Source organism: Aurantimonas aggregata (assembly GCF_010500835.1).
GTDB classification, from domain to species: Bacteria; Pseudomonadota; Alphaproteobacteria; order Rhizobiales; family Rhizobiaceae; genus Aurantimonas; species Aurantimonas aggregata.
Map to the genome: position 1 here is coordinate 30,830 of NZ_JAAAMJ010000021.1, position 22,041 is coordinate 52,870.

Sequence of the window (22,041 nt, forward strand, 5' to 3'; positions counted from 1 at the left end):
CCATCCGTCCCCTGGCCAGACTCCGCTTGACTCTCCTCGGGCCCTCTGGAATCCATAAGAACATATCAGGAACAAACCTCTTGCCGAGGCGGAACGGCCGCAAAGCCCTGCGGACGAAGGAGAATCCTATGGCCTCGACCGATCTTTCCTCGCTGTACCGCGCCGGGAGTGCCGCCGCTGCGCGTCCGCCGGGCGCCGGCGGCGTTTCTAGGAATCATGCCCTTGCCGGGCTCAAGGCGCGGATCGCCGCCATCGAGGGCGAGCCGGTCTGCCGGCTGGAGAACCCGGACCGCACACAGGGTCAGGTGGCGCGGCGCAGCACGCTGGAACTGGCCTCGCTCGGCTGCCCCGAGGCGGACGCCGCGCTCGGCGGCGGCTTTCCCGCGACCGGCCTCAGCGAGATCCATCTCGACGAGACGCGCGACGGTGGCACGCTCTCGGGCTTTGCCCTGGCGCTCGCCATCCGCTTCGGCGCCCGGCCCGGTCGGCCGCTGCTGTGGATCGGCGACGCTCTCGCCTTTGCCGAGGCGGGCCTGCCCTACGGGCCGGGCCTCGCCGGCTTCGGCCTCGACCCGGCTTCGCTCTGCCTGGTGCGCACCAGGCGGCTGGAGGAAGCCGCCTGGGCGGCCGAGGAGGCCGCCGCCTCCCCGTCGCTGGCGATGGCGATCCTCGAGATCCGCGGCAATCCGGCCCGGCTGGGGCTGGAAGGCACGCGACGGCTGCATCTGCGGGCGAGAGCCGCCGGCCTGCCGCTGCTGCTGCTGCGCCAGAGCGCCCGGGCCGAGGCCACCGCCGCGCCGCTGCGACTGCGCATCAGGCCGGGCCCGGCCTCACCTGTCGCCGATCTGGCGGGCGAGCGGCGGCTGATCGGCGATCCGGTGTTTGCCGTCGCGGTGGAAAAATCCCGCGCCGGCCGTCCCCACGATGTTCTCCTGGAGTGGAAATCCGATGAACGACGTTTCGATGCCGGGGAGCCGGCGGCCGCGCTTTCTCGCCGTGTCGCTGCCGAAACTGTCGACCGACCGGATCCGGCGCGCGCGGATGGGGCGGTTCTGGCGCTCCGACGCACGGGCTGAGGCGGGCGCCGAGCCGGCACCACTGGCGCTCTACGCGCCGGTCGGCAGCGCCTTTCACATCGCCGCCATCTGCGACCGTGCCGAGACGCTGGGCCTCGTCCCCGGAACCGGGCTCGCCGAGGCCAAGGCGCGCTTCCTGGGGCTGGAGACGCTGGCGGCCGAGCCGGATGCCGACCGCCGGCTGCTCGAGGCGGTGGCCGACTGGTGCGACCGCTATACGCCGCTGGTCGCGCTCGATCCGCCGGCCGGGCTCGTCCTCGACATTTCCGGCTGCGCGCATCTCTTCGGCGGCGAAAAGGCGCTGATGGACGATCTTCTTGCCCGGCTGTTCCACCAAGGTTTCCGGGCGAACTCGGCGATCGCCAGCCATGCCGGCACGGCTTTGGCGCTGGTCGGGCATGGCGACCGGCTTTGCGTGCCGGCCGGGGCCGAGCGTGCCGCGGTGCTCGCCTTGCCGGTCGCCGCGCTGCGCCTTGCGCCGGATCTTCAAGCGATGCTGCAGCGGCTCGGGCTGAAGAATGTCGGTGCGCTGCTGTCGCTGCCGCGTGCCGGCCTTGCCCGGCGTTTCAGCGCCGGCCTGCTCGACCGGCTCGACGAGGCGGTGGGCCTCGCCGAGCGCCCGATCGGCCCGCGCCGGCCGGTCCCGGCACTGCTCGCCGAACGCCCGCTATTCGAGCCGATCAGTCTGGTCGAGGATGTCGAGCGCATCCTGTTCGGCCTCGCCGGACGGCTGAAAATCGATCTGGAACGCCGCGGCGAGGGCGCGCGGCGGCTGGAACTGTCGCTGTTCAGGGTCGACGGGGCGGTCAACCGCCTGATGGTCGGCGCCGCCCGGCCGGTGCGCGAGCCGGCGCGGATCCTGCGGCTGTTCCGCGAGCGCATGAAGGGCGTGGGGGAGGATTTCGACGCCGGCTTCGGCTACGACCTCGTCAAGCTGGCGGTGCACGACACCGAGGCGATGGCCGAGATCCAGACCGATCTTTCCGGCGAGAGCGGCGGCGAGGACGCCTTTGCCGGGCTGGTCGACCGGCTCGGCGCGCGACTCGGCGAGGCGCAGGTGCTGCGGCTGAAGCCGGGGGCGAGCCACCGTCCCGAACGCGCCGGCAGCTGGCGGCCAGTGACGGCCGGGGCGCCGGCATCGTGGCCGGCCGCCGCCGTCGGCGCCTCGGGCGCGCCGCGGCCGCTGCGCATGCTGGCGGTGCCCGAGCCGGTGGAGGCGAGCTTCGAGGTGCCGGACGGCGCGCCGCTGAAATTCCGCTGGCGCAGGGCGCTGCACGTGGTGCGCCGGGCCGAGGGGCCGGAGCGCATCGCCGCCGAATGGTGGCGCGAGGCGGATGCGGCGACGCGCGACTATTACCGGGTGGAGGACGACGCCGGGCGGCGCTTCTGGCTGTTCCGCGAAGGCCGGGCCGACCCCGGGATCGATCCCGAGCTGCAGGTGCCGGACGGACGGCCCGCCTGGTTCATGCACGGGCTCTTCGCATGAGGATCGACCCCTATCGCCCGCCGCGGGCATTTCCCGAGATCGGCGTCGCCAGCTGCTTTTCCTTCCTCGCCGGCGCCTCGCAGCCGGAGGAGCTGGTCGTCACCGCGCACCGGCTGGGCCTTGCCGGGCTCGGCCTGGCCGACCGCAACAGCCTCGCCGGCGTGGTCCGGGCCTATCAGGCCGCCAAGGAAGCGGCGCTGCCCTATGCGCCGGGTGCCCGGCTGGTGTTTGCCGACGAAACGCCCGACATCTTCGCCTATCCGCAGGGCCGCGCCGGCTGGGGCCGGCTCTGCCGACTGCTCAGCCGCGGCAATCTGCGCACCGAAAAGGGCGACTGCCTGCTGACCCTGCCCGACCTCCTGGAATGGGGCGAAGGCATCAACCTTGCCTTGCTGGCGCCGGCGGCGCTGGGCGGCGGCGCCGAGGCCGAACCCGTCGAGGCGGCGGTCGCGGCCTGCCTCGAGGCGCTTTGCGAAGCTTTTCCGCAGCGTGTCTGGCTGGCGGCAGCCCCTGCCCATGATGGGCTCGACTCGCGCCGCCTCGCCCGCGCCGCCCGGCTCGCCGAACGCTGCCGGACGCCGCTTCTGGCCACCAACGACGCCTTCTACCACGCGCCCGGGCGGCGCCGGCTGAAGGACGTGATGACCGCGATCGCCGCCCACGTGCCGATCGCCGAGGCGGGCACCCTCCTGACCCTGAATGCCGAACGCCACCTCAAGGCGCCGCGCGAGATCGAGCGGCTGTTCCGCCACCATCCGGCGGCGGTCGAGAATGCCGGGCATTTCTTCGCAGGCCTCGGCTTCGACCTGAAGAGCCTCTCCTACGAATATCCCGACGAGGCCCTTCGCCTGACCCGCAGCCCGGCAGACGAGCTGCGCTTCCTCGCCCACGAGGGGGCCAAATGGCGCTATCCGCAGGGCGTGCCGGAAAGCGTCACCACCCGCATCGAATACGAACTCAAGATCATCGCCGAGCTGAAATACGAGCCGTATTTCCTCACTGTCCACCACATCGTCCGCCATGCCCGTGAGCACGGCATCCTCTGCCAGGGCCGCGGCTCGGCCGCCAATTCCGTCGTCTGCTTCGCCATCGGCATCACCGAGGTCTCGCCGGAACGGGCGGGGCTGTTGTTCGAGCGCTTCATTTCGTCGGACCGGCGCGAGCCGCCGGACATCGACATCGATTTCGAGCACGAGCGCCGCGAGGAGGTGATCCAGTACATCTACGCGCATTACGGCCGCGACAACGCCGCGCTCGCCGCCACCGTCATCACCTATCGCGCCCGTTCCGCGGCGCGCGAGGTCGGCAAGGCGTTCGGCCTGTCGCAGGATGCGGTCGCGGCCCTTTCCGGTTCGATCTGGGGCGGCTATCACGCCGGCGATCTCGGCGATCGGGAGGCGGCCGCCGCCGGCCTCTCCGCCAGCGATCCCACCACCGCCAACGTGCTGAAATATGCCGAGGAGATCGCCGGTTTCCCGCGCCATCTCTCCCAGCATGTCGGCGGCTTCGTCATCACGCGGGGGCGCATCGACGAGGTCGTGCCGATCCTCCACAGCGCCATGGAGGGGCGCACCATCGTCGAATGGGACAAGGACGACCTCGACGAGCTCGGGATCCTCAAGATCGACATCCTGGCGCTCGGCATGCTGTCCTGCCTGCGCCGGGCTTTTGGCCTGCTGGAAGCCCATTACGGCCGGACGGTGACCCTTGCCCAGCTCTCCGAGTCACAGGATGATAAGCCGACTTATGAAATGATCTGCCGGGCCGATACGCTGGGCGTCTTCCAGATCGAGAGCCGGGCGCAGATGACCATGCTGCCGAAGCTGCGGCCCAACTGCTTCTACGACCTCGTCATCGAGGTGGCGATCGTGCGGCCCGGCCCGATCCAGGGCGACATGGTCCACCCCTATCTGCGCCGCAAGATGGGGCTGGAGGAGGCCACCTATCCAAGCCCTGAACTGGAGGAGGTGCTCAGCCGCACCCTCGGCGTGCCGCTGTTCCAGGAGCAGGCGATGAAGATCGCCATCGTCGCCGCCGGCTTCACCCCCAACGAGGCCGACCGGCTGCGCCGCGCCATGGCGACGTTCCGGCGGGTCGGCACCATCCATACCTTCCAGAAGAAGATGGTCGAGGGCATGGTCGATCGCGGCTACGAGCGCGACTTCGCCGAGCGCTGCTTCAAGCAGATCGAGGGTTTCGGCGAATACGGCTTTCCCGAAAGCCACGCCGCCTCCTTCGCGCTCCTGGTCTACGCCTCCTGCTGGCTGAAATGCCATTATCCGGACGTCTTCGCGGCGGCCCTCCTCAATGCCCAGCCGATGGGCTTCTACGCCCCGGCGCAGATCGTCCGCGACGCCAGCGAACACGGCGTCGAGATGCGGCCGGTCGACGTCAACCATTCGGCCTTCGACCAGACGCTGGAAGAAGCTCCCTTCGATCCCGGCCGCATGAAGCCGCGCCACCATTCGATGCAGGGCGTGATCAAGACGCGCCATGCGGTGCGGCTCGGCTTCCGACAGGTGAAGGGCCTGGGCGAGGCCGAGATGACGGCTTTGGTGGCGGCGCGGGGCGCCGGCTACGATTCAGTCCGTGACCTCTGGCTTCGATCCGGGCTGAAGCGCGCGACGATCGAGCGCCTGGCCGATGCCGACGCCTTCGGCTCGCTCGGGCTTTCCCGCCGCGATGCGCTCTGGGCCTGCCGGGCGCTCGATCCGAACGGCGCCGCCGAGCGGCTGCCGCTGTTTGAGCGCGTGTCGGCGACCGAGCTGCAGGCCGAGCCGGACGCGCATCTGCCGCCGATGCCGGTCGGCGAGGAGGTGATCAACGACTACCGCTTCCTGTCGCTGTCGCTGAAGGCGCATCCGGTCTCCTTCGTGCGGCGCGAGCTCGACGCCAGACGGGTCATGCCGAACGAGCACCTGGAGCGACTTCGCTCCGGCAGAAGCGTCAGCGTCGCCGGCCTCGTCCTCGTCCGTCAGCGGCCGGGCTCGGCCAAGGGCGTCATCTTCATGACCATCGAGGACGAGACCGGTGTCGCCAACATCATCGTCTGGCCGAAGATTTTCGAGCGCTTCCGGCCGATCGTGCTGGGTGCTCGCTTCGTGCGCGTGGATGGCAGGATGCAGGCCGATCACGGCGTCATCCATGTCGTGGCGGAAACCATCACCGACCTGACGCCGCTCTTGATGGGCGTTGCCCGCGGCGAGTTTCCGGCGAATGCGGGCCTTGCGCCGGCCGACCATGTCCGCAGCCCGCTGCACCGCCCCAAGATCCGGCCCGTGGTTGAGGCCAACCCGGCAAAAGCGGGCCCGGATGCGGCCTTTCTCGGCGCCTCGCTCGGCGCCGCACTGGCGCGAGCCGACGAGGTGCGCCGCCCGGTCGACGAAGGCCGCCTGCAGAAGAAGCTCATGCACCGCCATCTGCGCATGGTCGCCGCCGGCAACGGCCCGCCCGGCCCCGCCAACGACCGCGAGATTCGCCAGGTCCTGCCGAAGGGACGGAATTTCCAGTAGGCCGGCTTCGACGACCCGCCAGGGTGGCCGAAACCACTGGGCCTGCTAGTTGTCGCAATGCGGCAGAAATCGGGCCGTGCGAGGGGAAGAAAGATCATGCGGCGAAAGCAGTCCAGCCGATCGCAGCCGACGATCCATGCTGTTCGCCCAGCCGAAACCACGCCCCGGGCAATTGCCCTGGCGCCCCTTGCCGCCGTTTCGCTTGCCGGGCTCATGACCGGCTGCACCGGACCGCAATCCACCTTCGCCGGAGCCGGCACCGAGGCCGAAAACGTCGCCTTCCTGTTCTGGGTCATGGTCGTCGGCGCCGTGGTGATCTGGGTCCTCGTCATCGGCCTTAGTATCTACGTCACCAAGGCGCATCCGGGCGCCTTCAGCGAGGCGGCGGGCCTCAGGCTGATCATCTGGGGCGGCGGCGTCTTCCCGGTCGTCGTCCTTGCCGCGCTTCTGACCTGGGGCCTGTCGATCATGCCGGATTTCCGCCGCGAGGCGGACGGTCCCACCATCGCGGTTTCGGCCGAACGCTTCTGGTGGCGCATCGCCTATGACGTCGAAGGCGAGCCGGGCGTCGCCAAGAGCCTGCCCTCCGGCGGCGTCGAGAGCGCCAACGAGCTGTGGCTGCCGGTCGGCCGCCGCTCCGAGATCCTGATCGGCAGTCCCGACGTCATCCATTCGCTGTGGGTGCCGGCCATCGCCGGCAAGACCGACGCCATCCCCGGCCGCGTCAACCGCCTGGTGCTCGAGCCGACGCGCGAGGGCGTCTACAACGGCGTCTGCGCCGAGTTCTGCGGCGACGCCCATGCGCAGATGGGTTTCCGCGTCGTCGCCGTGCCGGAGGCAGACTATGCAGCCTATGTCGCCCGCCAGGCCGAATCTGCCGCGGTCACCGCCGGTCCGGGGCTGGACCTCTTCCTGTCGAGCGGTTGCGGCGCATGCCATACCGTGCGCGGCACGCCGGCCGATGGCGCGGTGGGGCCGGACCTGACCCATGTCGCCGCGCGCCGCACCATCGGCGCCGGGCTGCTCGAGACGAGCGAAGCCAACATCGCCGCCTTCATCCACTCGCCCGATCACGTCAAGCCTGGGGTGGAGATGCCGGCCTTCGGCGTCCTGCCCGACGCCGAGATCGCCGCCATCGCCGGCTGGCTGGGAGACCTGCGATGAGCGACTTCGGCCTGCCGGGGATCACCGGCGCGACAAATGCCGACCAGGAAGACCCGGCGGTCCGCGAGGCTCAGGAAGCCCGCCTCGGCGAGGTCTGGGCGGCGCCGAAGGGCTGGCGCTACTGGTCGGCGGTCAACAACACCGAAGTCGGCATCTGGTACACCGCCACCGCCTTCGCCTTCATGCTGTTTGCCGGCGTGCTCGGCCTGATGATGCGGGTGCAGCTGGCGGTTCCGGAGAACGACTTCCTCACCGCCAATCTCTACAACCAGGCCTACACGCTGCACGGCACGGTGATGATGTTCCTCTTCGCCGTGCCGATCTTCGAGGCCGTGGCGATCGTCATCCTGCCGCAGATGCTGGGCGCCCGCGACCTGCCGTTCCCGCGACTGTCGTCCTTCGGCTACTGGTGCTTCCTGATCGGCGGGGTCTTCGTCTGCGGCTCGATCTTCTTCTCGTCGGCGCCGACCAGCGGCTGGTTCATGTACCCGCCGCTGACCACGCAGGAGCGCTTCACCCCCGGCTACGGGCCGGACATCTGGCTGCTCGGCCTATCCTTCATCGAGGTGGCGTCGATTGCCGCGGCGGTTGAACTGATCGTCGGCACGCTGAAATGCCGGCCGCCCGGCATGCGGCTCAATCTGATGCCGCTCTATGCCTGGTACGTGCTGGTCGTCGCCGGGATGATCCTCTTCGCCTTCCCGCCGCTGATCGCCGGCGACATATTGTTCGAGCTCGAACGGCTGTTCAACTGGCCGTTCTTCGATCCGGAGCGCGGCGGCGATCCGATGCTGTGGCAGCACCTTTTCTGGATCTTCGGCCATCCGGAGGTCTACATCGTCTTCCTGCCGGCGATCGCGCTGCTGGCGATGATCGTGCCGACCTTCGCCCAGCGCCCGCTGCTCGGCTATTCCTGGATCGTGCTCGCCGCCGTCGGCACAGGCTTCATCTCCTTCGGCCTGTGGGCCCATCACATGTACACGACCGGCCTGCCGTCGATATCGCTCAGCTTCTTCTCCGCCGCCTCGGAAGCGGTGGCGATCCCCACCGGCGTGCAGATCTTCGTCTTCCTGGCGACGCTGCTCACCGGCCGGGTGATCTATTCGGTGCCGATGCTGTTCGTCTCCGGCGCCCTGGCGATCTTCGTCCTCGGCGGGCTGACCGGCGTCATGGTGGCGATCGTGCCCTTCGACTGGCAGGCGCACGACACCTATTTCGTCGTCGCGCACCTGCATTACGTGCTGATCGGCGGCATGCTGTTCCCGGTCGTCGCCGGGATCTACTACTACTGGCCGATGCTCACCGGCCGCCGCCTGTCGGACCGGGTCGGCAAGGTCGCCTTCTGGCTGATGTTCGTCGGCTTCAACCTCGCCTTCCTGCCGATGCATTGGTCGGGCCTCATGGGCATGCCGCGGCGCGTCTGGACCTATCCGGCGGGGCTGTCCCTCGACCTGCCCAACCTGCTCTCGTCCATCGGCGCCTTCGTCTTCGCGTCCGGCTTCCTGCTCGTCGTTTTCGACGCGCTGCGCCCGCGCGGCCACCTTCCCTTCGCGCCGCGCAATGTCTGGAATGCAGGCACGCTGGAATGGCTGGCCGACACCGAGGACAAGGGCTGGGGCGTCCGCTCGATTCCGCTGATCACCACCCGCTACCCGATCTGGCAACAGCCGAACTTCGTCGACGACGTCGACAAGGGCCGGTTCTATCTGCCCGATGCCGAGGAGATGAAGCGCGAGACGCTGGTCACCGGCGTGCTCGACGCGACGCCCGTCCAGTGCCTGCGCGTGCCCGGCCCGTCCTTCATGCCGTTCTGCGCGGCGGTCCTGCTCGGCGCGGTGTTCATCCTCGCCACCTTCCACTGGTGGCTGGCGACGATGGCCTCGATGGTGCTGGCGACCGGTGCCATCATCCTCTGGCTCTGGCGCGGCACCGCCATCATCCCGGAAAAGCGGGTGAAGGACGTCGGGCGGGGTCTCAGCCTGCCGCTCTATGCCTCCGGGCCGCATTCGGTCGGCTGGTGGGCGATGCTGATCACCATGATCGGCGACGGCACGGCCTTCCTGTCGCTGGTCTTCGGCTATTATTTCTTCTTCACCATCCACGCCGATTTCCCGCCCGCCGACGCCGACGGTCCGGGCCTGTTCTGGCCGCTCGTTGCGCTGGCGCTGATGCTGGCCGCCTGGCTCGCCGCGCTGCTGGCATTGCGGATCAACAGGGCCGGTGCGGTCCCCGAGGCGCAGCTGCTCATGGCAGGCGGCGGCGGCCTCGCGCTCGCCGGCGGCGCGGCGCTGGTCTACGCCCCCTTCGTCACCGGCCTCGACCCGGTGACGCACGTCTATCCGGCGACGGTCTGGGTGCTGGCGATCTGGACCGCGGTCCATGCAGCCGTCGGCGCGCTGATGCTGTTCTACTGTCTGGCCCGCTCGCTGGCTGGCCGGATGACGCCGGAACACGACATCGACATAGCCAATGTCGCGCTCTACTGGCACTTCATGGCAGCGACGGCGGCGATTGCCGTCGCCACCGTCGCCCTGTTCCCCCTGGCGGTTTGAGGAGGCGCAGATGGACACGCCGAAGCAGACCCAGGACACGCTCTGGACCCTCATCGTCGCGCCCACCGTCTGGGCGCTGCATTTCCTGCTCTGCTACATCGTCGCCGCCTTCGAATGCGCCCCGAATGTCGCGATCTTCGAGCCGATCGTCGTCACGCGGCTGGTCGTCGCCGGGCTGACGGTGCTGGCGCTGGCAATCATCGCGGTGGTCTTCCGGCGGGCCCTGCGCGAATGGCGCGGCCATGATCGCGGCTTCACGCACGACGCCGACACCGACCTCGACCGGGAGCGCTTCCTGGAATTCTCGACGCTGCTCCTCGCCGCTTTGTCCTTCGTCTCGGTGATCTTCGTCGCCCTGCCGGCCTTCTTCAACGTGGACTGCCGATGACCCGCGCCCGGCTCCTGCCCCACGCCGACGCTGGACCGGCGGCCATGCCCGGCTCGTCGGGCCATTCGGTGGCGAAGGCCTGGCCGCTCGCCGCCGGCGCGCTGCTGCTCGCGCTGCTCTGGCTCGGACCCCTGCCGATTCGCGCCGAAGGGTCCTTCGCTGCCCACATGGTCATGCATATGGGCGTCGTCGCGCTGGCCGCGCCGCTCCTGGCGGTGGGTCTCGCCCGCCTGCTTCCCGCCAGCGTCGCAAGGCTGACGCCTTCCGTCGCCATCGTCGCCTCCTTCGCCGAGTTCGCCGCCGTCTGGGCCTGGCATGCGCCGGCGCTGCACGACGCGGCGCGCGTCGAGCCCGCGATCTTCGTGCTTGAGCAGGCGTCCTTTCTGACCGTCGGCCTGCTGGTCTGGACCAGCGCCATCGGTGCGGCGGACAGCCGGCGGCCGGCGGCGCGGGCAGCCGGCATCGGCGCCCTGCTCGTCACCTCGATGCATATGACGCTGCTGGGCGGGCTCCTCCTCTTCGCGCCGCGCCCGCTCTATGCCTGCGCCGCGCTCTGTTCGCCGGCCGCGACCCTGACGCCGCTCGGCGACCAGCAACTGGGCGGCGCCATCATGCTGGCGGTCGGCGGCAGCGCCTATCTGGCCGGCGGCCTCGTGCTGCTCGCCTCGATCCTGCGCGATCCGGCGTCCGCAGCCGGCGGGAGCGAGTGATGCGGATCGCCTTCGTCGCCACCTGGAAGACCCTCTTCGCCGCGATCGCCGGCGCGGTCGTCCTCGCCTTCGCCGTCAGCCTTTCGGGCCTCGTGCCCATCGCCGCCTCGTCCGGACATTTCGGACCGGTCGGCTGGTTCCTGCATTTCACCATGCAGAACGTCGTCGACCGACAGTCGATGCTGATCGAGGTGCCGGAGGACATCGACCTCGACGATCCGGCACTGGTGCGCCGGTCCGTCGGCCATTTCGCCACCGGCTGCGCGGCCTGCCATGGCGCGCCCGGCGTGCCGCAATCGCCGGTGGTCTTGTCGATGACGCCGCCACCGCCCCGGCTGGAAGCGCAGGTGCCTGAATGGGAAGACCGCGAGCTCTTCTGGATCGTCAAGCACGGGATCAAGTATTCCGGCATGCCGGCCTGGCCGACCCTCGATCGCGACGACGAGGTGTGGGCGCAGGTTGCCTTCCTGCGCGCCCTGCCGGAGATGACGCCGCAGATTTATGCCGATCTGGCGCTGGGCGGCGCGCGACCGACCCTTGAGCTCGAAGCCGGCGGCGAGACCCTCGCCGCGCTCGACGGCATCGTCGAGGAAGCGCTGGCCGATTGCGCCCGCTGTCACGGTCGCGACGGACTGGGCGCGGGCCCGGACTCGGATGCCTTTCCAGTGATCGCCGGCCAGCCGGAACCCTATCTGTTCGCGACACTGCAGGCATTTGCGGAAGGCGATCGCCATTCCGGCTTCATGCAGCCGCCAGCCAGGCGCTATCCTGAAGACGTGCTGCGCCGTCTTGCCGCCTGGTATGCCGGCCGGCCGACGCCGGGCGGTCAAGCGGCCAATCCGGTCGCGCCGCCGCAGGCCGGGCTTCCCCCATCATCCCCCGAAGAACCCGGAACCGCCGCCACGGACGCACCACAGGCGGCGCGCGAAGACGGCATCCCGCCGCAGATCCTGCCGGCCGAGGCGCGTACCGACAACCAGCTGGTCCCAGCCGCGGCCGCCGGCGGCCTGCCCGAAGAGGGGCAGGAACTTCTTGCTCTCGGCCGCCTGATCGCCGAGCGCGGCATTCCCTCGCGCAAGATCCCGGCCTGCGAGAGCTGTCACGGGGCGGCGGAACGGGATCAGAATCCGCTCTATCCGTATCTCGCCGGCCAACCGGAATGGTACGCGCGCACCCACCTCCATCTCTGGAAGGAGGACGATCGCGGCGGCACCCGATTCTCGCATCTCATGCGGCCGATCGCCATCAACCTGACCGACGAGCAGATCGACGCCGTCGCCGCCTGGTACGCTTCCCTGCCGGCCGGCCGATGAGGCCCCGTCTTCCAACGGCGACACCGCGCGCCTAGATGGGCGGCGTGACCAGCCTCGGAGGACAAGACGCATGACGGCAGAGAACGACGCCACCGGTTGGCGCGGGCGGATGGCCCCCGGCCTCGACGACATCGAGGCGCTGGCGATCGAGGCCTATGCGGAGTTGCCCGAGGCGTTCCGCGCGCTCTGCGGCGACATCCGCTTTCTGGTGGCCGACTTTCCCGATGACGACGTCGTCAAGGAGATGGCGCTCGAGAGCCCGTTCGACATTCTCGGCCTGTTCGAGGGCCGCGGCGTCGGCGAGCTGGGAACGCCGGTGACCGGCGAGATGCCGAACCGCATCCTGCTCTACCGCCGGCCGATGCTCGACTACTGGGCCGAGCACGAGGAGACGCTCGACTATCTCGTCCGGCACGTGCTGATCCACGAGATCGGCCATCATTTCGGCCTGTCGGACGACGACATGGAAACGCTGGAGGAGAACGCCGACTGAGGGCGTTCTATTGCTCGCCGAGCTTCATCGCCGGGTCGTAGTCCTTGCCCTCGACGGTCTTGATGACCGCCTGGCCACAGCGCATTTTGTCGCTCGCCGCATCGAAGGCGTAGGTCGGCGAGCCATGCAGTTCCCAGCCTCTGGACAGCGCCAGCGAGACCTTGTGGCAGAAGGCGGCATCGTCTTCGCCGGTAAGCAGTCGATAGAGTTTCATCGCAAGTCGGTCCCTTCGTTGCGTCGATGCCCAGCCGCCGTGATCGCGGCCTGGAGATCCAGCAGTCGCCGCGCCTGTTCAAGGTGCAGGCGTTCCACCATGCGGCCGTCGATCTGGATCACGCCCTTGCCGGCATTTTTCGGATCGGCAAAGGCCGCCACCACGCGCTCCGCCCCGGCGACCGCCTCGGGCGACGGACCGAAGGCCGCGTTGGCGGCGTCGACCTGCGCCGGATGGATGAGCGTCTTGCCGTCGAACCCCATGCGCCGCCCGGCCGCGCATTCAGCGGCGAATCCGGCCGCGTCGCGAAAATCTGCATAAACGCCGTCGAGCGTGACCAAGCCATGGGCCTTGGCCGCCAGCACGATCCGCATCAGCCAGGGCAGCAGCTCGGCCCGGTCCGGCCCGGGCTCGATTCCAGTCGACAGGGCGATATCGTTCGGCCCGACCACCAGCGCATCGAGACGGCACAAGGAGGAAGCGGCGGCGATCTCGCCGACGTCGAGAATGCCGCGCGGTGTCTCGATCATCGCCCAGAGCCGCATCGACCCCGGCGCGTCGGTCTCGGCCAGCGCGTCGGCCACCTGCTTGAGCCCGGCGACGCTTTCCACCTTCGGCACGAGAATCGCGTCGACGCCGGCACCGCGCGCCATCAGGAAATCCTCGGTCCCGTTGCGGCTGTCCAGCGGATTGATGCGCACGATGCGCGCGCCGCCAAAATGGCTGCCCGCCAGATGCTCGCGCAGCCGCTCGCGCGCGGCTTCCTTCTCTTCCGGCGCAGCAGAGTCCTCGAGGTCGTAGATCAGCCCGTCGGCGGCGAGCGACGCCGACTTCTCCAGCGCGCGGGAATTGGCGGCGGGCACGAACAGCAGCGACCGGCGAGGACGGATGGCAAGGGTCATGCGCCCTCTTCGCCGATTCACGTGAAACAGGCAATCGCGGTGGCGGCTAGCGGAGTTTGCCCCGTCCGCGCGAGGTGCTATTGCCCTTGCCACAAGCAACGCCACGCCAGGGAAGGATGCCGGGGATGCAGAAGTTCGACACGCTGACGGGGATCGCCGCGCCGCTGCCGATGGTCAATGTCGACACCGACATGATCATCCCGAAGGACTATCTGAAGACGATCAAGCGCACCGGCCTCGGCAGCGGCCTCTTCGCCGAGATGCGCTATCGCGACGATGGCTCGGAGAATCCCGATTTCGTCCTGAACAAGCCGGCCTATCGCCAGGCCAGCGTCCTCGTCGCCGGCGACAATTTCGGCTGCGGCTCGTCGCGCGAGCATGCGCCCTGGGCGCTTCTCGATTTCGGCATTCGCTGCGTGATCTCGACGTCCTTCGCCGACATCTTCTACAACAACTGCTTCAAGAACGGCATCCTGCCGATCCGCGTCACGCCCGAGCAGCTGGCGCTGCTGATGGACGACGCCGAACGCGGCGCCAATGCCCGGCTCACCATCGACCTCGTCTCGCAGACCATCAGCGGCCCGGACGGCGGTACGATCGGCTTCGAAATCGATCCGTTCCGCAAGCACTGCCTGCTCAACGGGCTCGACGATATCGGCCTGACGATGGAGAAGGCCGATGCGATCGGCAGTTACGAGGACGCCCTTGCCGAACGCCGGCCCTGGGCATGAGCGCACGCCCGTCATCCGCATGACCGGACGTTACGTGCCCTTGCGCCTTTCCGGCGTCGCTCGATGACTGCCTGGCTATCGGCCAATGTCGACCTGCTCGGTCTGGCGGTGAACGTTGCCATGCTCGGCGTCTGGATCGTCTATCTGCAGCTGCTGCTCAACGGCTACCGGCGCCAGCGGCGCTCCTCCATCCTGATCACCCGCGGCGCCGGCTCCGGGCTTCGCTCGCGTTGCCTCGTCACCAACATGAGCGTCGAGCCGATCTACGTGACCAGCCTGATCGCCACGATGCTCTCGCCCGAGGGCCACTACGAGGTGGCGCTCACCGACCTGCGCGACCTGCCGGAGGATCTGGGCGCCGATCCGCGCTCGACGATGGCGCAGGGCAGCCTCGTCACCGGCCAGTATATCGACCTCGGCCATTTCGACGATCTGATCACGCTCCTGGGGCAGGACCGGCCCGGCGCACCAACGCCGAACGAGGTGACCAAGCTGGAACTGGTCGTCGTCGCACTCTACGGCTCAAGCCATCGCCCGGTCGGCGCCGAGCGTCACTTCGCGCTGGAAACGCGGGATGGCGTGGTGCGAATTGTGCCGCAGAGCGTGGAGACGCTTCAGCTGCGCTCGCGCCGGGCCCGCCTCAAGCTGCGGCGCCAGATGGCGCGCCACATGTAGGCGGCGAGGCCTCCTGCAGCCGCGTCAGGCTGCGGCGCCGCGGCGCTGGCCGGCCCCCTCGCGCAGCTGCTGCGCGATCTCCGCCCAGGCCTTCGCCTCCGCCGGCCGCGGCGTCCGCTCGCCGAGCGGCAGCTTTTCCAGTACGTCCAGCAGGATGGTCTGCTCCAGCGCCCGCGCGTCCTTCACCAGGCAATAGATCATGATGTGGAACTGCAGCTTGCCGAGATCGGTGGTGGCGACGGCGACCTCGTGGCCGGGACCGGCGATGTCGGCCCCCGCCTTGCCGGCGGTCAGCCGGTGAAAGCGCGTCGCCCGGTCGAGATCGCCGGCCAGCGCCGCCAGCGCCGCGGCGCGGATATGGTTCACCACCTCGCGCGGCGCAGCCTGTCCCTCCAGCGTCAGGGTGAAGCGATGCGGCGCATATTGGCGCGGCTGCGGCTCGACCCGCACCGGGCCGGTGAGCAGGATCGAGTTCGGCAGCATCACCATCCGCCCCGTACCGGCATGGCCGAGATGATGCGGCGGCAGCTCCATGATGGTGGTCGAGAACAGCCCGTGGTCGATGACCTCGCCGTGGATGCCGGTCAGCTCGATCCGGTCGCCGACCTTGAACAGATGTCCGCCGAAACGCAGCACCGAGCCGGCAACGCACATCAGCAGCTCCTTCGTCGCCACCACCAGCGCCACCATGACGGCGGCGAGCGAGAACATGATGTTCTGGATTTCGCTCAGCCAGATGCCCAGCAGCGCAATGGCAACGGCGGCGTTGCAGACGGCGCGGATGGTGAAGCGGCGCCGCCGCGCGGCCAGCGCGTCGCAGCGCCGCGTCACCGCCCATTCGACCGTCCAGCGCGAGACCGTCACGCCGGCGAGGATCATCAGGCTGAGCGTGATGTTGTCGGCGACATGGGAAGGAATGAAGAAGGGCAAGAACCGTCTCCCGAACGCCGGCACCGGCTGGCAACTCTCCGGGAGAGCAGTGGCCGGCGAGGCGTTGTGTCATGGGTTGATTGCCGCTTATCCGCCCGGCGCGGTTAACGGGAACTTGCCGGATTGTGACCATTGCAAGACTTTATTCAGATCGCGGGCTGCAACCTCACCTGTCCGGGTTCCAGCGGTTTTCCGGCCCGCAGGGTGTCCGCCGCAGATCTTTGGTGTAAAGCCGACGCGACCTGACGGCAGCACAGAGGACCCGCCCCATGACCACCCGTAAGCTCCTGCTCCTTCCCGGCGACGGCATCGGCCCGGAGGCCATGGCGGAGGTCGAGAAGCTGGTCGCGGTGATGAACGAGGCCACGGGATCGAGCTTTGTCACCGAGACGGCCCTCGTCGGCGGCGCGGCCTACGACGCCGAGGGCGCGCCAGTGTCCGATGCCACCATGGCACTGGCGCTCGCCGCCGATGCGGTGCTGTTTGGCGCCGTCGGCGGTCCGAAATGGGATGGCGTCGCCTACGAGATGCGGCCCGAGGCCGGCCTGCTGCGCCTGCGCAAGGACATGCAGCTCTTCGCCAATCTGCGGCCGGCGATCTGCTATCCGGCGCTTGCCGATGCCTCGAGCCTCAAGCGCGAGATCATCGAGGGGCTGGACCTCCTGATCGTCCGCGAGCTCACCGGCGGGGTCTATTTCGGCGAGCCCAAGGAAATCATCGATCTCGGCAACGGCCAGAAGCGCGCGATCGACACGCAGGTCTACGACACCTACGAGATCGAGCGCATCGCACGCGCCGCCTTCGAACTGGCGCGCACCCGCCGCGGCAAGGTGACGTCGATGGAAAAACGCAACGTCATGAAGTCCGGCCTCTACTGGAACGAGGTCGTCACGCGCATCCACCGCGACGAATATGCCGACCTGACGCTCGAGCACATGCTGGCCGATTCCGGCGGCATGCAGCTGGTGCGCGCGCCCCGGCAGTTCGACGTCATCGTCACCGACAATCTCTTCGGCGACATGCTGTCCGATATCGCCGCCATGTTGACCGGCTCGCTCGGCATGCTGCCCTCCGCATCGCTCGGCGCGGCGGACGCGGCCACCGGAAGGCGCAAGGCGCTCTACGAACCCGTCCATGGCTCGGCGCCTGACATCGCCGGCCAGGGCATCGCCAACCCGCTCGCGATGATCGCCTCCTTCGCCATGGCGCTGCGCTATTCCTTCGCGATGATCGCCGAGGCCGACGCGCTCGAGGCCTCGATCGCGGACGTTCTGGAGAGCGTGCGCACGGGCGACATCATGGCGGACGGCTGCCGGCGTGTCGGAACGAGCGAGATGGGCGACGCGGTCGTCACCCGGTTCCGCGAGCGAGTCTCCCGCTGAAACACCGAGGCGGGGCCAGGAATCGGCGCCGATCCGCTGCGCCGGCGGCGCAACCCTTCGCGGTTTCGTGCATTTTCGGTACATGAAACCGGAGATAAGATCATGATCAGAGGCATCCTCAAGGCACTGTTCCTCGGCTGGATCGCGAAGAAGGCCAGCCGTGGATTCGGCGGCAATCGCGCTCCGCAGCGCCGCCCGGATTGATCCGGCGGCTCACCGAGAGGTCACCGTTGCGTGACCGATAGTCCAAACGGCGCCCACGGGCGCCGTTTTTCGTTGCCTGGCCGCTATTCGAAGCCGATGAAGCGTCCGCAAACGATCGCCGCGGTCCAGATCAGCAGCGATGCCAGAGCCGATAGGCGCAGCCCACGCGTGACGATGCCGAGCGGGCTGCGCACGACCTGCCAGCCGCGGCTGCGCCTGACGAGGACGGCATGCGCCGTACCGATGGCGACGAGGCCGATCTTCGCCAGGAAGAACCGGTTAGCGGCATAATCCACCGGTTGCACCAGGAACAGCAGCGCTCCCGTCAGCACCGCCATCGCCAGTCCGCCCGCGGCGACGCGCGGCAGGAGCACGGCCAGCGGCTGGACCGGCAAGGCCTTCGCCACGCCGAGCAGCCGTAGATCCAGCGCCAGGATCGAGCCGAACAGCGCCGCCAGTGACAGGATATGCGCCGCGTTGACGAGCGGATAGGCGTAGAGCGAGGCCCGCAGGGCCGCTGCCAGCGGCGTCGCGCCAAGACCGGCGAGGAGGTCGCCGATCATCGCGGGGCCTCGCTCACGTCTGCGGCGTCAGCGTCTTCTCGCGGCGCGGATAGACGTCGTAGGTCTCGCCGTTCACCGTGACCGTCTCCGCCTTGAACACGCGCTCCTGCGGGTCGCGCGAGCGGTGCCCGGTGAACGATGCCGTGTCGCCGACCGCGGCAACCCCTTCGACGAGGCCTGAGCGCGCCGTCGCCGAGGGCGGCGCCAGGTCGACCCGCCAGACGCCGTCCTCTGCGGCGATATCGAAATACGCATGCGGATTGCCGAGAGACATCGCCTCTATTGTGCCAGCCAGCCGGCTCTCCTGGTCCTCGGTCCAGGCCCAGCCATGATGGGCAAGCGCCGGCAAGGCGGCGAGCGCGGTGGCGGCAAGCGCCACCGGCAGTATCAGTCTGCTGCGGATCATGCGGAAACTCCCGTGCTGATGAACCCGGCCATGCTGCCCGCATGGCCGCCTGGCACCAGCAACTATCGCGCTGCGCGCCGACGTCGCATAAAGCTCGCGTGATTGACAATCCGGCCGATCCCGCGCATATCGCCACGATGTCCGCGCGCTCCACCAAAACGCCGTTGATCTGACGCCGCCTGCCCCGCTGGTCTCCCCCGGGGCGGTACACAAGCGTGCGACGATCGGTGGGGAGAGCGAAGGGTGCTTTCATGGGTTACAAGGTCGCTGTCGTCGGCGCTACCGGCAATGTCGGTCGCGAGATGCTCAACATCCTCGCCGAGCGCGGTTTTCCGGCCGACGAGGTCGTGGCGCTGGCCTCACGCCGCAGCCTCAACACCGAGGTCTCCTACGGCGACAAGACGCTGAAGACCAAGCCCCTCGACCAGTATGACTTCACCGGCACCGACATCTGCCTGATGTCCGCCGGGGGCGACGTCTCGAAGGAATGGTCGCCGCGCATCGCCGCCAAGGGCTGCGTCGTCATCGATAATTCCTCCGCCTTCCGCTACGACCAGGACGTGCCGCTGATCGTGCCGGAAGTGAACGCCGACGCGATCGTCGGCTTCTCGCGCAAGAACATCATCGCCAATCCCAACTGCTCGACCGCCCAGCTCGTCGTCGCGTTGAAGCCGCTGCACGACTTCGCGACGATCAAGCGCATCGTCGTGTCGACCTACCAGTCGGTCTCCGGCGCCGGCAAGGAAGGCATGGACGAGCTGTTCACGCAGTCGCGCGCGGTGTTCGTCGCCGACGAGATCGAGACCAGGAAGTTCACCAAGCGCATCGCCTTCAACGTAATTCCCCACATCGACGTCTTCATGGATGACGGCTCCACCAAGGAGGAATGGAAGGTGATGGTCGAGACCAAGAAGATGCTCGACCCGAAGATCAAGGTGACCTGCACCGCGGTGCGCGTGCCGGTGTTCATCGGCCATGCCGAGGCGGTCAACATCGAGTTCGAGAAGCCGATCACCGCCGACGAGGCCCGCGACATCCTGCGCGAGGCGCCGGGCTGCCTGGTCGTCGACAAGCACGAGAACGGTGGCTACATCACCCCCTACGAGTGCGCCGGCGAGGACGCGACCTACATCTCGCGCATCCGCGAGGACCAGACGCTCGAGAACGGCCTCAACATTTGGATCGTCGCCGACAACCTGCGCAAGGGCGCGGCGCTGAACACCGTCCAGATCGCCGAGCTGCTGGTCAATCGCGGCCTGCTGAAGTCCGCCAAGGCCGCCTGAGGCTCTTACCTCGCGATGCAGCGGCCTCGGGGAACGGTCCAGCCGGCTCCGAGGCGCCGCGCGGCGCCCCGCAATGCGGCGCCGCGCGTTGGGAGGCTACCGCCTCAGACGGTGACGAGGTCGCTGTGGCCGAATCCCTTGGCATAGTCGAGTACCGAAATCACCACCGGCGTCAGCCGGAAGATCCGCACCTCATCGGGTCCCGGCATCGGCATCGGCAGGGTCGTGGAGGCGGGATATTTCGCCGGCATCAACCGCAGCGCCGTTTCCGCTTCGGCGCGATCCGTCACGGCTTCGGCCAGCGCGGCCATCGAGAGACCGGTGATCGCCATCAGATCCGGCGTATCGTGGTCGATGGTCAGCGAGACGCGGTCGTCATGCGCCAGATTGGCGGCTTTCTGGCTGTCCAGGGCGCACAGGAAATACAGCGTCAGCCCGACGCTCGCATAGCCGACTGTCGTCGCCTGCGGCCACCCGTCGGGCCGCAGCGTGGCGATCGTCATGATGCGATGCCGGTCCAGAATGTCGAGAATCTTGGCTTCGAGTTCGCTGTCCATCGTGACGCGCTCCGAAAGGACGACATGTCCCCATCATCGAGCGGTCGGTTCCGCCGGGCCTTGATCCGCGTCAAGCGACGAGGCGCGGCGTGACAGCCCGGCAACAAGCCGCAGATATTGCTTTTCGCCTTGCGCCAGCCCCATTCCAGTCATCTGTGCTGTCTAACGCCCTCAGGATCGCACCACGAGGCCGCGCCGACGAGCGCCGCCCACTACAGGCTGGATGGAACGCGCATGAAGAAGATCGCTCTCGTACTTGCCCTCAGCACGGCCCTCGCCGGCTGCACCACCAATCCCTACACGGGTGAATCGCAGCTCTCGAATACCGTGGGCGGTGCCGGTATCGGCGCCGGCGTCGGCGCGCTGGGCGGCTATCTCGTCGGCCGCGCCACCGGCGTCGATGCCGGGCGCGCGGCGCTGATCGGCGCCGGCATCGGCACGATCGGCGGCGCCGGCGTCGGTGCCTACATGGACAACCAGGAAGCCAAGCTGCGGGCGCAGCTGCAGGGCACCGGCGTCTCGGTGACCCGCGTCGGCGACCGGATCATCCTCAACATGCCGTCGAACATCACCTTCCCGACCGACCAGTCGTCGATCCTGCCGGGCTTCTACTCGACGCTGACCTCGGTCGCGCTGGTGCTGAAGGAATACGACCGCTCGATCGTCGACGTCTACGGCCACACCGACAGCCAGGGGTCCGACGCCTACAATTTCCAGCTCTCCCAGCAGCGTGCCACCTCGGTCAGCCAGTATCTGGCCACCCAGGGGGTCGATTCCCGACGCCTGAACACGCAGGGCTTCGGCGAGACGCAGCCGGTAGCCTCCAACGCCACCGAGTCCGGGCGGGCCCAGAACCGGCGCGTCGAGATCGCCATCTCGCCGCTCACCGCCGGCTGACCGCACCGCGCCTGGCCTGAACGAGAAAGGGGCGGCGTCTTGCGACGCCGCCCCTTTTTTGTTCGCTGGCGAAAAGGCCGATAGCAGCCCTTTGAAACTCAGTAGTTGCGGCCGATGGCGCCGCCCGCGACGGCACCGCCGACGCCGCCCACGACCGCGCCGCCGGTACCCGCCACCGCATCGCCGATGAGCGCGCCCGAGACGCCGCCGATGCCGGCGCCGGCAACCGTGCGCTGGGTGCGGCTGCAACCGGCCGACACGACCAGCGTCGCTGCGACAAGCGTGATGACTGCGGATCTGATGACCATATTGGATACTCCGTGGTAACGCCCTTCGAGCGCCTCATGTGTCTGTCCCACAAGGCGAAATAGCGGCGATGCCACGCCTGACCAGCGATCGTCCACCGATCGCGGCCACAACGGGTATCAAGCGGGCTCAGTAAACGCGCGCCGACAACCCCGCGTGGCTTCGCCTCATCCAGAATCCGGACGCACGAACGCCCCCGTTTTTAGGACGGGGGCGTTCGTTGATATGGCGATGTGTGCTGATTGTTTGTTGTGAAGTTATCACGCTTGCGATTTGCAGACCTGGCGGCGACCGACT

General features: G+C 68.5%; 21 protein-coding genes. 14 read left to right on the top strand and 7 right to left on the bottom strand.

Annotated elements, in window-relative coordinates; all coding sequences use genetic code 11:
• The first annotated feature begins 128 nt into the window (after window positions 1-128).
• The 9 genes from GTW51_RS19445 to GTW51_RS19485 all read left to right on the top strand — a co-directional run bounded on the left by GTW51_RS19445 (window position 129) and on the right by GTW51_RS19485 (window position 12,694).
• Window positions 129-1,076: an ImuA family protein gene (locus GTW51_RS19445; RefSeq protein ID WP_203566191.1), complete on the top strand. Its 948-nt coding sequence runs from the start codon at window positions 129-131 to the stop codon at window positions 1,074-1,076.
• Complete coding sequence (locus GTW51_RS19450) at window positions 1,042-2,562, top strand: Y-family DNA polymerase (RefSeq protein ID WP_246233288.1); 1,521 nt, start codon at window positions 1,042-1,044, stop codon at window positions 2,560-2,562. Before GTW51_RS19445 ends, GTW51_RS19450 begins: the two co-directional genes overlap by 35 nt.
• Window positions 2,559-6,074 carry an error-prone DNA polymerase gene (locus GTW51_RS19455; protein WP_163045715.1) on the top strand — a complete coding sequence of 1,172 codons (3,516 nt, stop codon included), beginning with the start codon at window positions 2,559-2,561 and terminating at the stop codon, window positions 6,072-6,074. The genes GTW51_RS19450 and GTW51_RS19455 overlap by 4 nt, the downstream gene beginning before the upstream one ends.
• A 96-nt stretch (window positions 6,075-6,170) precedes the next feature.
• Window positions 6,171-7,238: a c-type cytochrome gene (locus tag GTW51_RS19460; RefSeq protein ID WP_163045716.1), complete on the top strand. Its 1,068-nt coding sequence runs from the start codon at window positions 6,171-6,173 to the stop codon at window positions 7,236-7,238.
• Entirely contained in the window at window positions 7,235-9,790 is a 2,556-nt protein-coding gene (gene ctaD / locus GTW51_RS19465; RefSeq protein WP_163045717.1) for a cytochrome c oxidase subunit I, read from the top strand. Before GTW51_RS19460 ends, ctaD begins: the two co-directional genes overlap by 4 nt.
• A gap of 10 nt (window positions 9,791-9,800) precedes the next feature.
• Window positions 9,801-10,178 (top strand): hypothetical protein, encoded by a 378-nt coding sequence (locus tag GTW51_RS19470; RefSeq protein ID WP_163045718.1) that lies wholly within the window; start codon window positions 9,801-9,803, stop codon window positions 10,176-10,178.
• A complete protein-coding gene (locus tag GTW51_RS19475; protein ID WP_246233282.1) occupies window positions 10,175-10,888 on the top strand; it encodes a cytochrome c oxidase assembly protein in 714 nt (237 codons plus the stop codon). The genes GTW51_RS19470 and GTW51_RS19475 overlap by 4 nt, the downstream gene beginning before the upstream one ends.
• Window positions 10,888-12,201 (top strand): c-type cytochrome, encoded by a 1,314-nt coding sequence (locus GTW51_RS19480; protein WP_163045719.1) that lies wholly within the window; start codon window positions 10,888-10,890, stop codon window positions 12,199-12,201. Before GTW51_RS19475 ends, GTW51_RS19480 begins: the two co-directional genes overlap by 1 nt.
• A gap of 70 nt (window positions 12,202-12,271) precedes the next feature.
• Window positions 12,272-12,694: a metallopeptidase family protein gene (locus GTW51_RS19485; protein WP_163045720.1), complete on the top strand. Its 423-nt coding sequence runs from the start codon at window positions 12,272-12,274 to the stop codon at window positions 12,692-12,694.
• A gap of 7 nt (window positions 12,695-12,701) precedes the next feature.
• On the opposite strand, the gene GTW51_RS19490 is transcribed toward GTW51_RS19485, so the two are convergent.
• Both GTW51_RS19490 and GTW51_RS19495 read right to left on the bottom strand, forming a co-directional pair.
• Window positions 12,702-12,908: a DUF1737 domain-containing protein gene (locus tag GTW51_RS19490; RefSeq protein ID WP_163045721.1), complete on the bottom strand. Its 207-nt coding sequence runs from the start codon at window positions 12,906-12,908 to the stop codon at window positions 12,702-12,704.
• Complete coding sequence (locus tag GTW51_RS19495) at window positions 12,905-13,810, bottom strand: HpcH/HpaI aldolase/citrate lyase family protein (protein WP_163045722.1); 906 nt, start codon at window positions 13,808-13,810, stop codon at window positions 12,905-12,907. The genes GTW51_RS19490 and GTW51_RS19495 overlap by 4 nt, the downstream gene beginning before the upstream one ends.
• A 125-nt stretch (window positions 13,811-13,935) precedes the next feature.
• On the opposite strand from GTW51_RS19495, the gene leuD reads away from it, so the two are divergent.
• Both leuD and GTW51_RS19505 read left to right on the top strand, forming a co-directional pair.
• Complete coding sequence (gene leuD / locus GTW51_RS19500) at window positions 13,936-14,541, top strand: 3-isopropylmalate dehydratase small subunit (RefSeq protein ID WP_163045723.1); 606 nt, start codon at window positions 13,936-13,938, stop codon at window positions 14,539-14,541.
• Window positions 14,542-14,604: 63 nt separating this feature from the next.
• Complete coding sequence (locus tag GTW51_RS19505; RefSeq protein ID WP_246233283.1) at window positions 14,605-15,216, top strand: hypothetical protein; 612 nt, start codon at window positions 14,605-14,607, stop codon at window positions 15,214-15,216.
• Between the two features lie 24 nt (window positions 15,217-15,240).
• Here GTW51_RS19505 and GTW51_RS19510 read toward each other — a convergent pair whose 3' ends face one another.
• Window positions 15,241-16,146 carry a mechanosensitive ion channel family protein gene (locus GTW51_RS19510; RefSeq protein ID WP_246233284.1) on the bottom strand — a complete coding sequence of 302 codons (906 nt, stop codon included), beginning with the start codon at window positions 16,144-16,146 and terminating at the stop codon, window positions 15,241-15,243.
• 269 nt (window positions 16,147-16,415) lie between these two features.
• Between GTW51_RS19510 and leuB the strand changes: the two genes are divergently transcribed.
• Window positions 16,416-17,528 carry a 3-isopropylmalate dehydrogenase gene (leuB, locus tag GTW51_RS19515; RefSeq protein ID WP_163045724.1) on the top strand — a complete coding sequence of 371 codons (1,113 nt, stop codon included), beginning with the start codon at window positions 16,416-16,418 and terminating at the stop codon, window positions 17,526-17,528.
• A 287-nt stretch (window positions 17,529-17,815) separates the two neighbouring features.
• Here the strand turns inward: leuB and GTW51_RS19520 are convergent, their stop codons facing one another.
• A complete protein-coding gene (locus tag GTW51_RS19520; protein ID WP_163045725.1) occupies window positions 17,816-18,295 on the bottom strand; it encodes a DUF6644 family protein in 480 nt (159 codons plus the stop codon).
• 13 nt (window positions 18,296-18,308) lie between these two features.
• Window positions 18,309-18,701 (bottom strand): DUF6152 family protein, encoded by a 393-nt coding sequence (locus GTW51_RS19525; RefSeq protein ID WP_163045726.1) that lies wholly within the window; start codon window positions 18,699-18,701, stop codon window positions 18,309-18,311.
• A gap of 251 nt (window positions 18,702-18,952) precedes the next feature.
• On the opposite strand from GTW51_RS19525, the gene GTW51_RS19530 reads away from it, so the two are divergent.
• Entirely contained in the window at window positions 18,953-19,984 is a 1,032-nt protein-coding gene (locus tag GTW51_RS19530; protein ID WP_163045727.1) for an aspartate-semialdehyde dehydrogenase, read from the top strand.
• Window positions 19,985-20,088: 104 nt separating this feature from the next.
• Here GTW51_RS19530 and GTW51_RS19535 read toward each other — a convergent pair whose 3' ends face one another.
• Complete coding sequence (locus GTW51_RS19535; protein WP_163045728.1) at window positions 20,089-20,541, bottom strand: pyridoxamine 5'-phosphate oxidase family protein; 453 nt, start codon at window positions 20,539-20,541, stop codon at window positions 20,089-20,091.
• A gap of 234 nt (window positions 20,542-20,775) precedes the next feature.
• Here GTW51_RS19535 and GTW51_RS19540 point away from each other — a divergent pair, with 234 nt between their 5' ends.
• Window positions 20,776-21,438 carry a YiaD family glycine zipper/OmpA-like lipoprotein gene (locus tag GTW51_RS19540; protein WP_163045729.1) on the top strand — a complete coding sequence of 221 codons (663 nt, stop codon included), beginning with the start codon at window positions 20,776-20,778 and terminating at the stop codon, window positions 21,436-21,438.
• A gap of 98 nt (window positions 21,439-21,536) precedes the next feature.
• On the opposite strand, the gene GTW51_RS19545 is transcribed toward GTW51_RS19540, so the two are convergent.
• Window positions 21,537-21,746, bottom strand: coding sequence for a hypothetical protein (locus GTW51_RS19545; RefSeq protein ID WP_163045730.1), 210 nt, complete (start codon window positions 21,744-21,746; stop codon window positions 21,537-21,539).
• Window positions 21,747-22,041 lie beyond the last annotated feature (295 nt).

What these genes read in the sequence shown, in the direction of transcription:
- GTW51_RS19495 (WP_163045722.1), bottom strand. Translation starts at nt 13,810, where the DNA reads ATGACCCTTGCCATCCGTCCTCGCCGGTCGCTGCTGTTCGTGCCCGCC.
- GTW51_RS19480 (WP_163045719.1), top strand. Translation starts at nt 10,888, where the DNA reads ATGCGGATCGCCTTCGTCGCCACCTGGAAGACCCTCTTCGCCGCGATC.
- GTW51_RS19475 (WP_246233282.1), top strand. Translation starts at nt 10,175, where the DNA reads ATGACCCGCGCCCGGCTCCTGCCCCACGCCGACGCTGGACCGGCGGCC.
- leuD (WP_163045723.1), top strand. Translation starts at nt 13,936, where the DNA reads ATGCAGAAGTTCGACACGCTGACGGGGATCGCCGCGCCGCTGCCGATG.
- GTW51_RS19445 (WP_203566191.1), top strand. Translation starts at nt 129, where the DNA reads ATGGCCTCGACCGATCTTTCCTCGCTGTACCGCGCCGGGAGTGCCGCC.
- GTW51_RS19450 (WP_246233288.1), top strand. Translation starts at nt 1,042, where the DNA reads ATGGGGCGGTTCTGGCGCTCCGACGCACGGGCTGAGGCGGGCGCCGAG.
- GTW51_RS19455 (WP_163045715.1), top strand. Translation starts at nt 2,559, where the DNA reads ATGAGGATCGACCCCTATCGCCCGCCGCGGGCATTTCCCGAGATCGGC.
- GTW51_RS19470 (WP_163045718.1), top strand. Translation starts at nt 9,801, where the DNA reads ATGGACACGCCGAAGCAGACCCAGGACACGCTCTGGACCCTCATCGTC.
- GTW51_RS19535 (WP_163045728.1), bottom strand. Translation starts at nt 20,541, where the DNA reads ATGGACAGCGAACTCGAAGCCAAGATTCTCGACATTCTGGACCGGCAT.
- GTW51_RS19530 (WP_163045727.1), top strand. Translation starts at nt 18,953, where the DNA reads ATGGGTTACAAGGTCGCTGTCGTCGGCGCTACCGGCAATGTCGGTCGC.
- GTW51_RS19460 (WP_163045716.1), top strand. Translation starts at nt 6,171, where the DNA reads ATGCGGCGAAAGCAGTCCAGCCGATCGCAGCCGACGATCCATGCTGTT.
- GTW51_RS19545 (WP_163045730.1), bottom strand. Translation starts at nt 21,746, where the DNA reads ATGGTCATCAGATCCGCAGTCATCACGCTTGTCGCAGCGACGCTGGTC.
- GTW51_RS19485 (WP_163045720.1), top strand. Translation starts at nt 12,272, where the DNA reads ATGACGGCAGAGAACGACGCCACCGGTTGGCGCGGGCGGATGGCCCCC.
- GTW51_RS19540 (WP_163045729.1), top strand. Translation starts at nt 20,776, where the DNA reads ATGAAGAAGATCGCTCTCGTACTTGCCCTCAGCACGGCCCTCGCCGGC.
- GTW51_RS19525 (WP_163045726.1), bottom strand. Translation starts at nt 18,701, where the DNA reads ATGATCCGCAGCAGACTGATACTGCCGGTGGCGCTTGCCGCCACCGCG.
- GTW51_RS19520 (WP_163045725.1), bottom strand. Translation starts at nt 18,295, where the DNA reads ATGATCGGCGACCTCCTCGCCGGTCTTGGCGCGACGCCGCTGGCAGCG.
- GTW51_RS19490 (WP_163045721.1), bottom strand. Translation starts at nt 12,908, where the DNA reads ATGAAACTCTATCGACTGCTTACCGGCGAAGACGATGCCGCCTTCTGC.
- GTW51_RS19505 (WP_246233283.1), top strand. Translation starts at nt 14,605, where the DNA reads ATGACTGCCTGGCTATCGGCCAATGTCGACCTGCTCGGTCTGGCGGTG.
- leuB (WP_163045724.1), top strand. Translation starts at nt 16,416, where the DNA reads ATGACCACCCGTAAGCTCCTGCTCCTTCCCGGCGACGGCATCGGCCCG.
- ctaD (WP_163045717.1), top strand. Translation starts at nt 7,235, where the DNA reads ATGAGCGACTTCGGCCTGCCGGGGATCACCGGCGCGACAAATGCCGAC.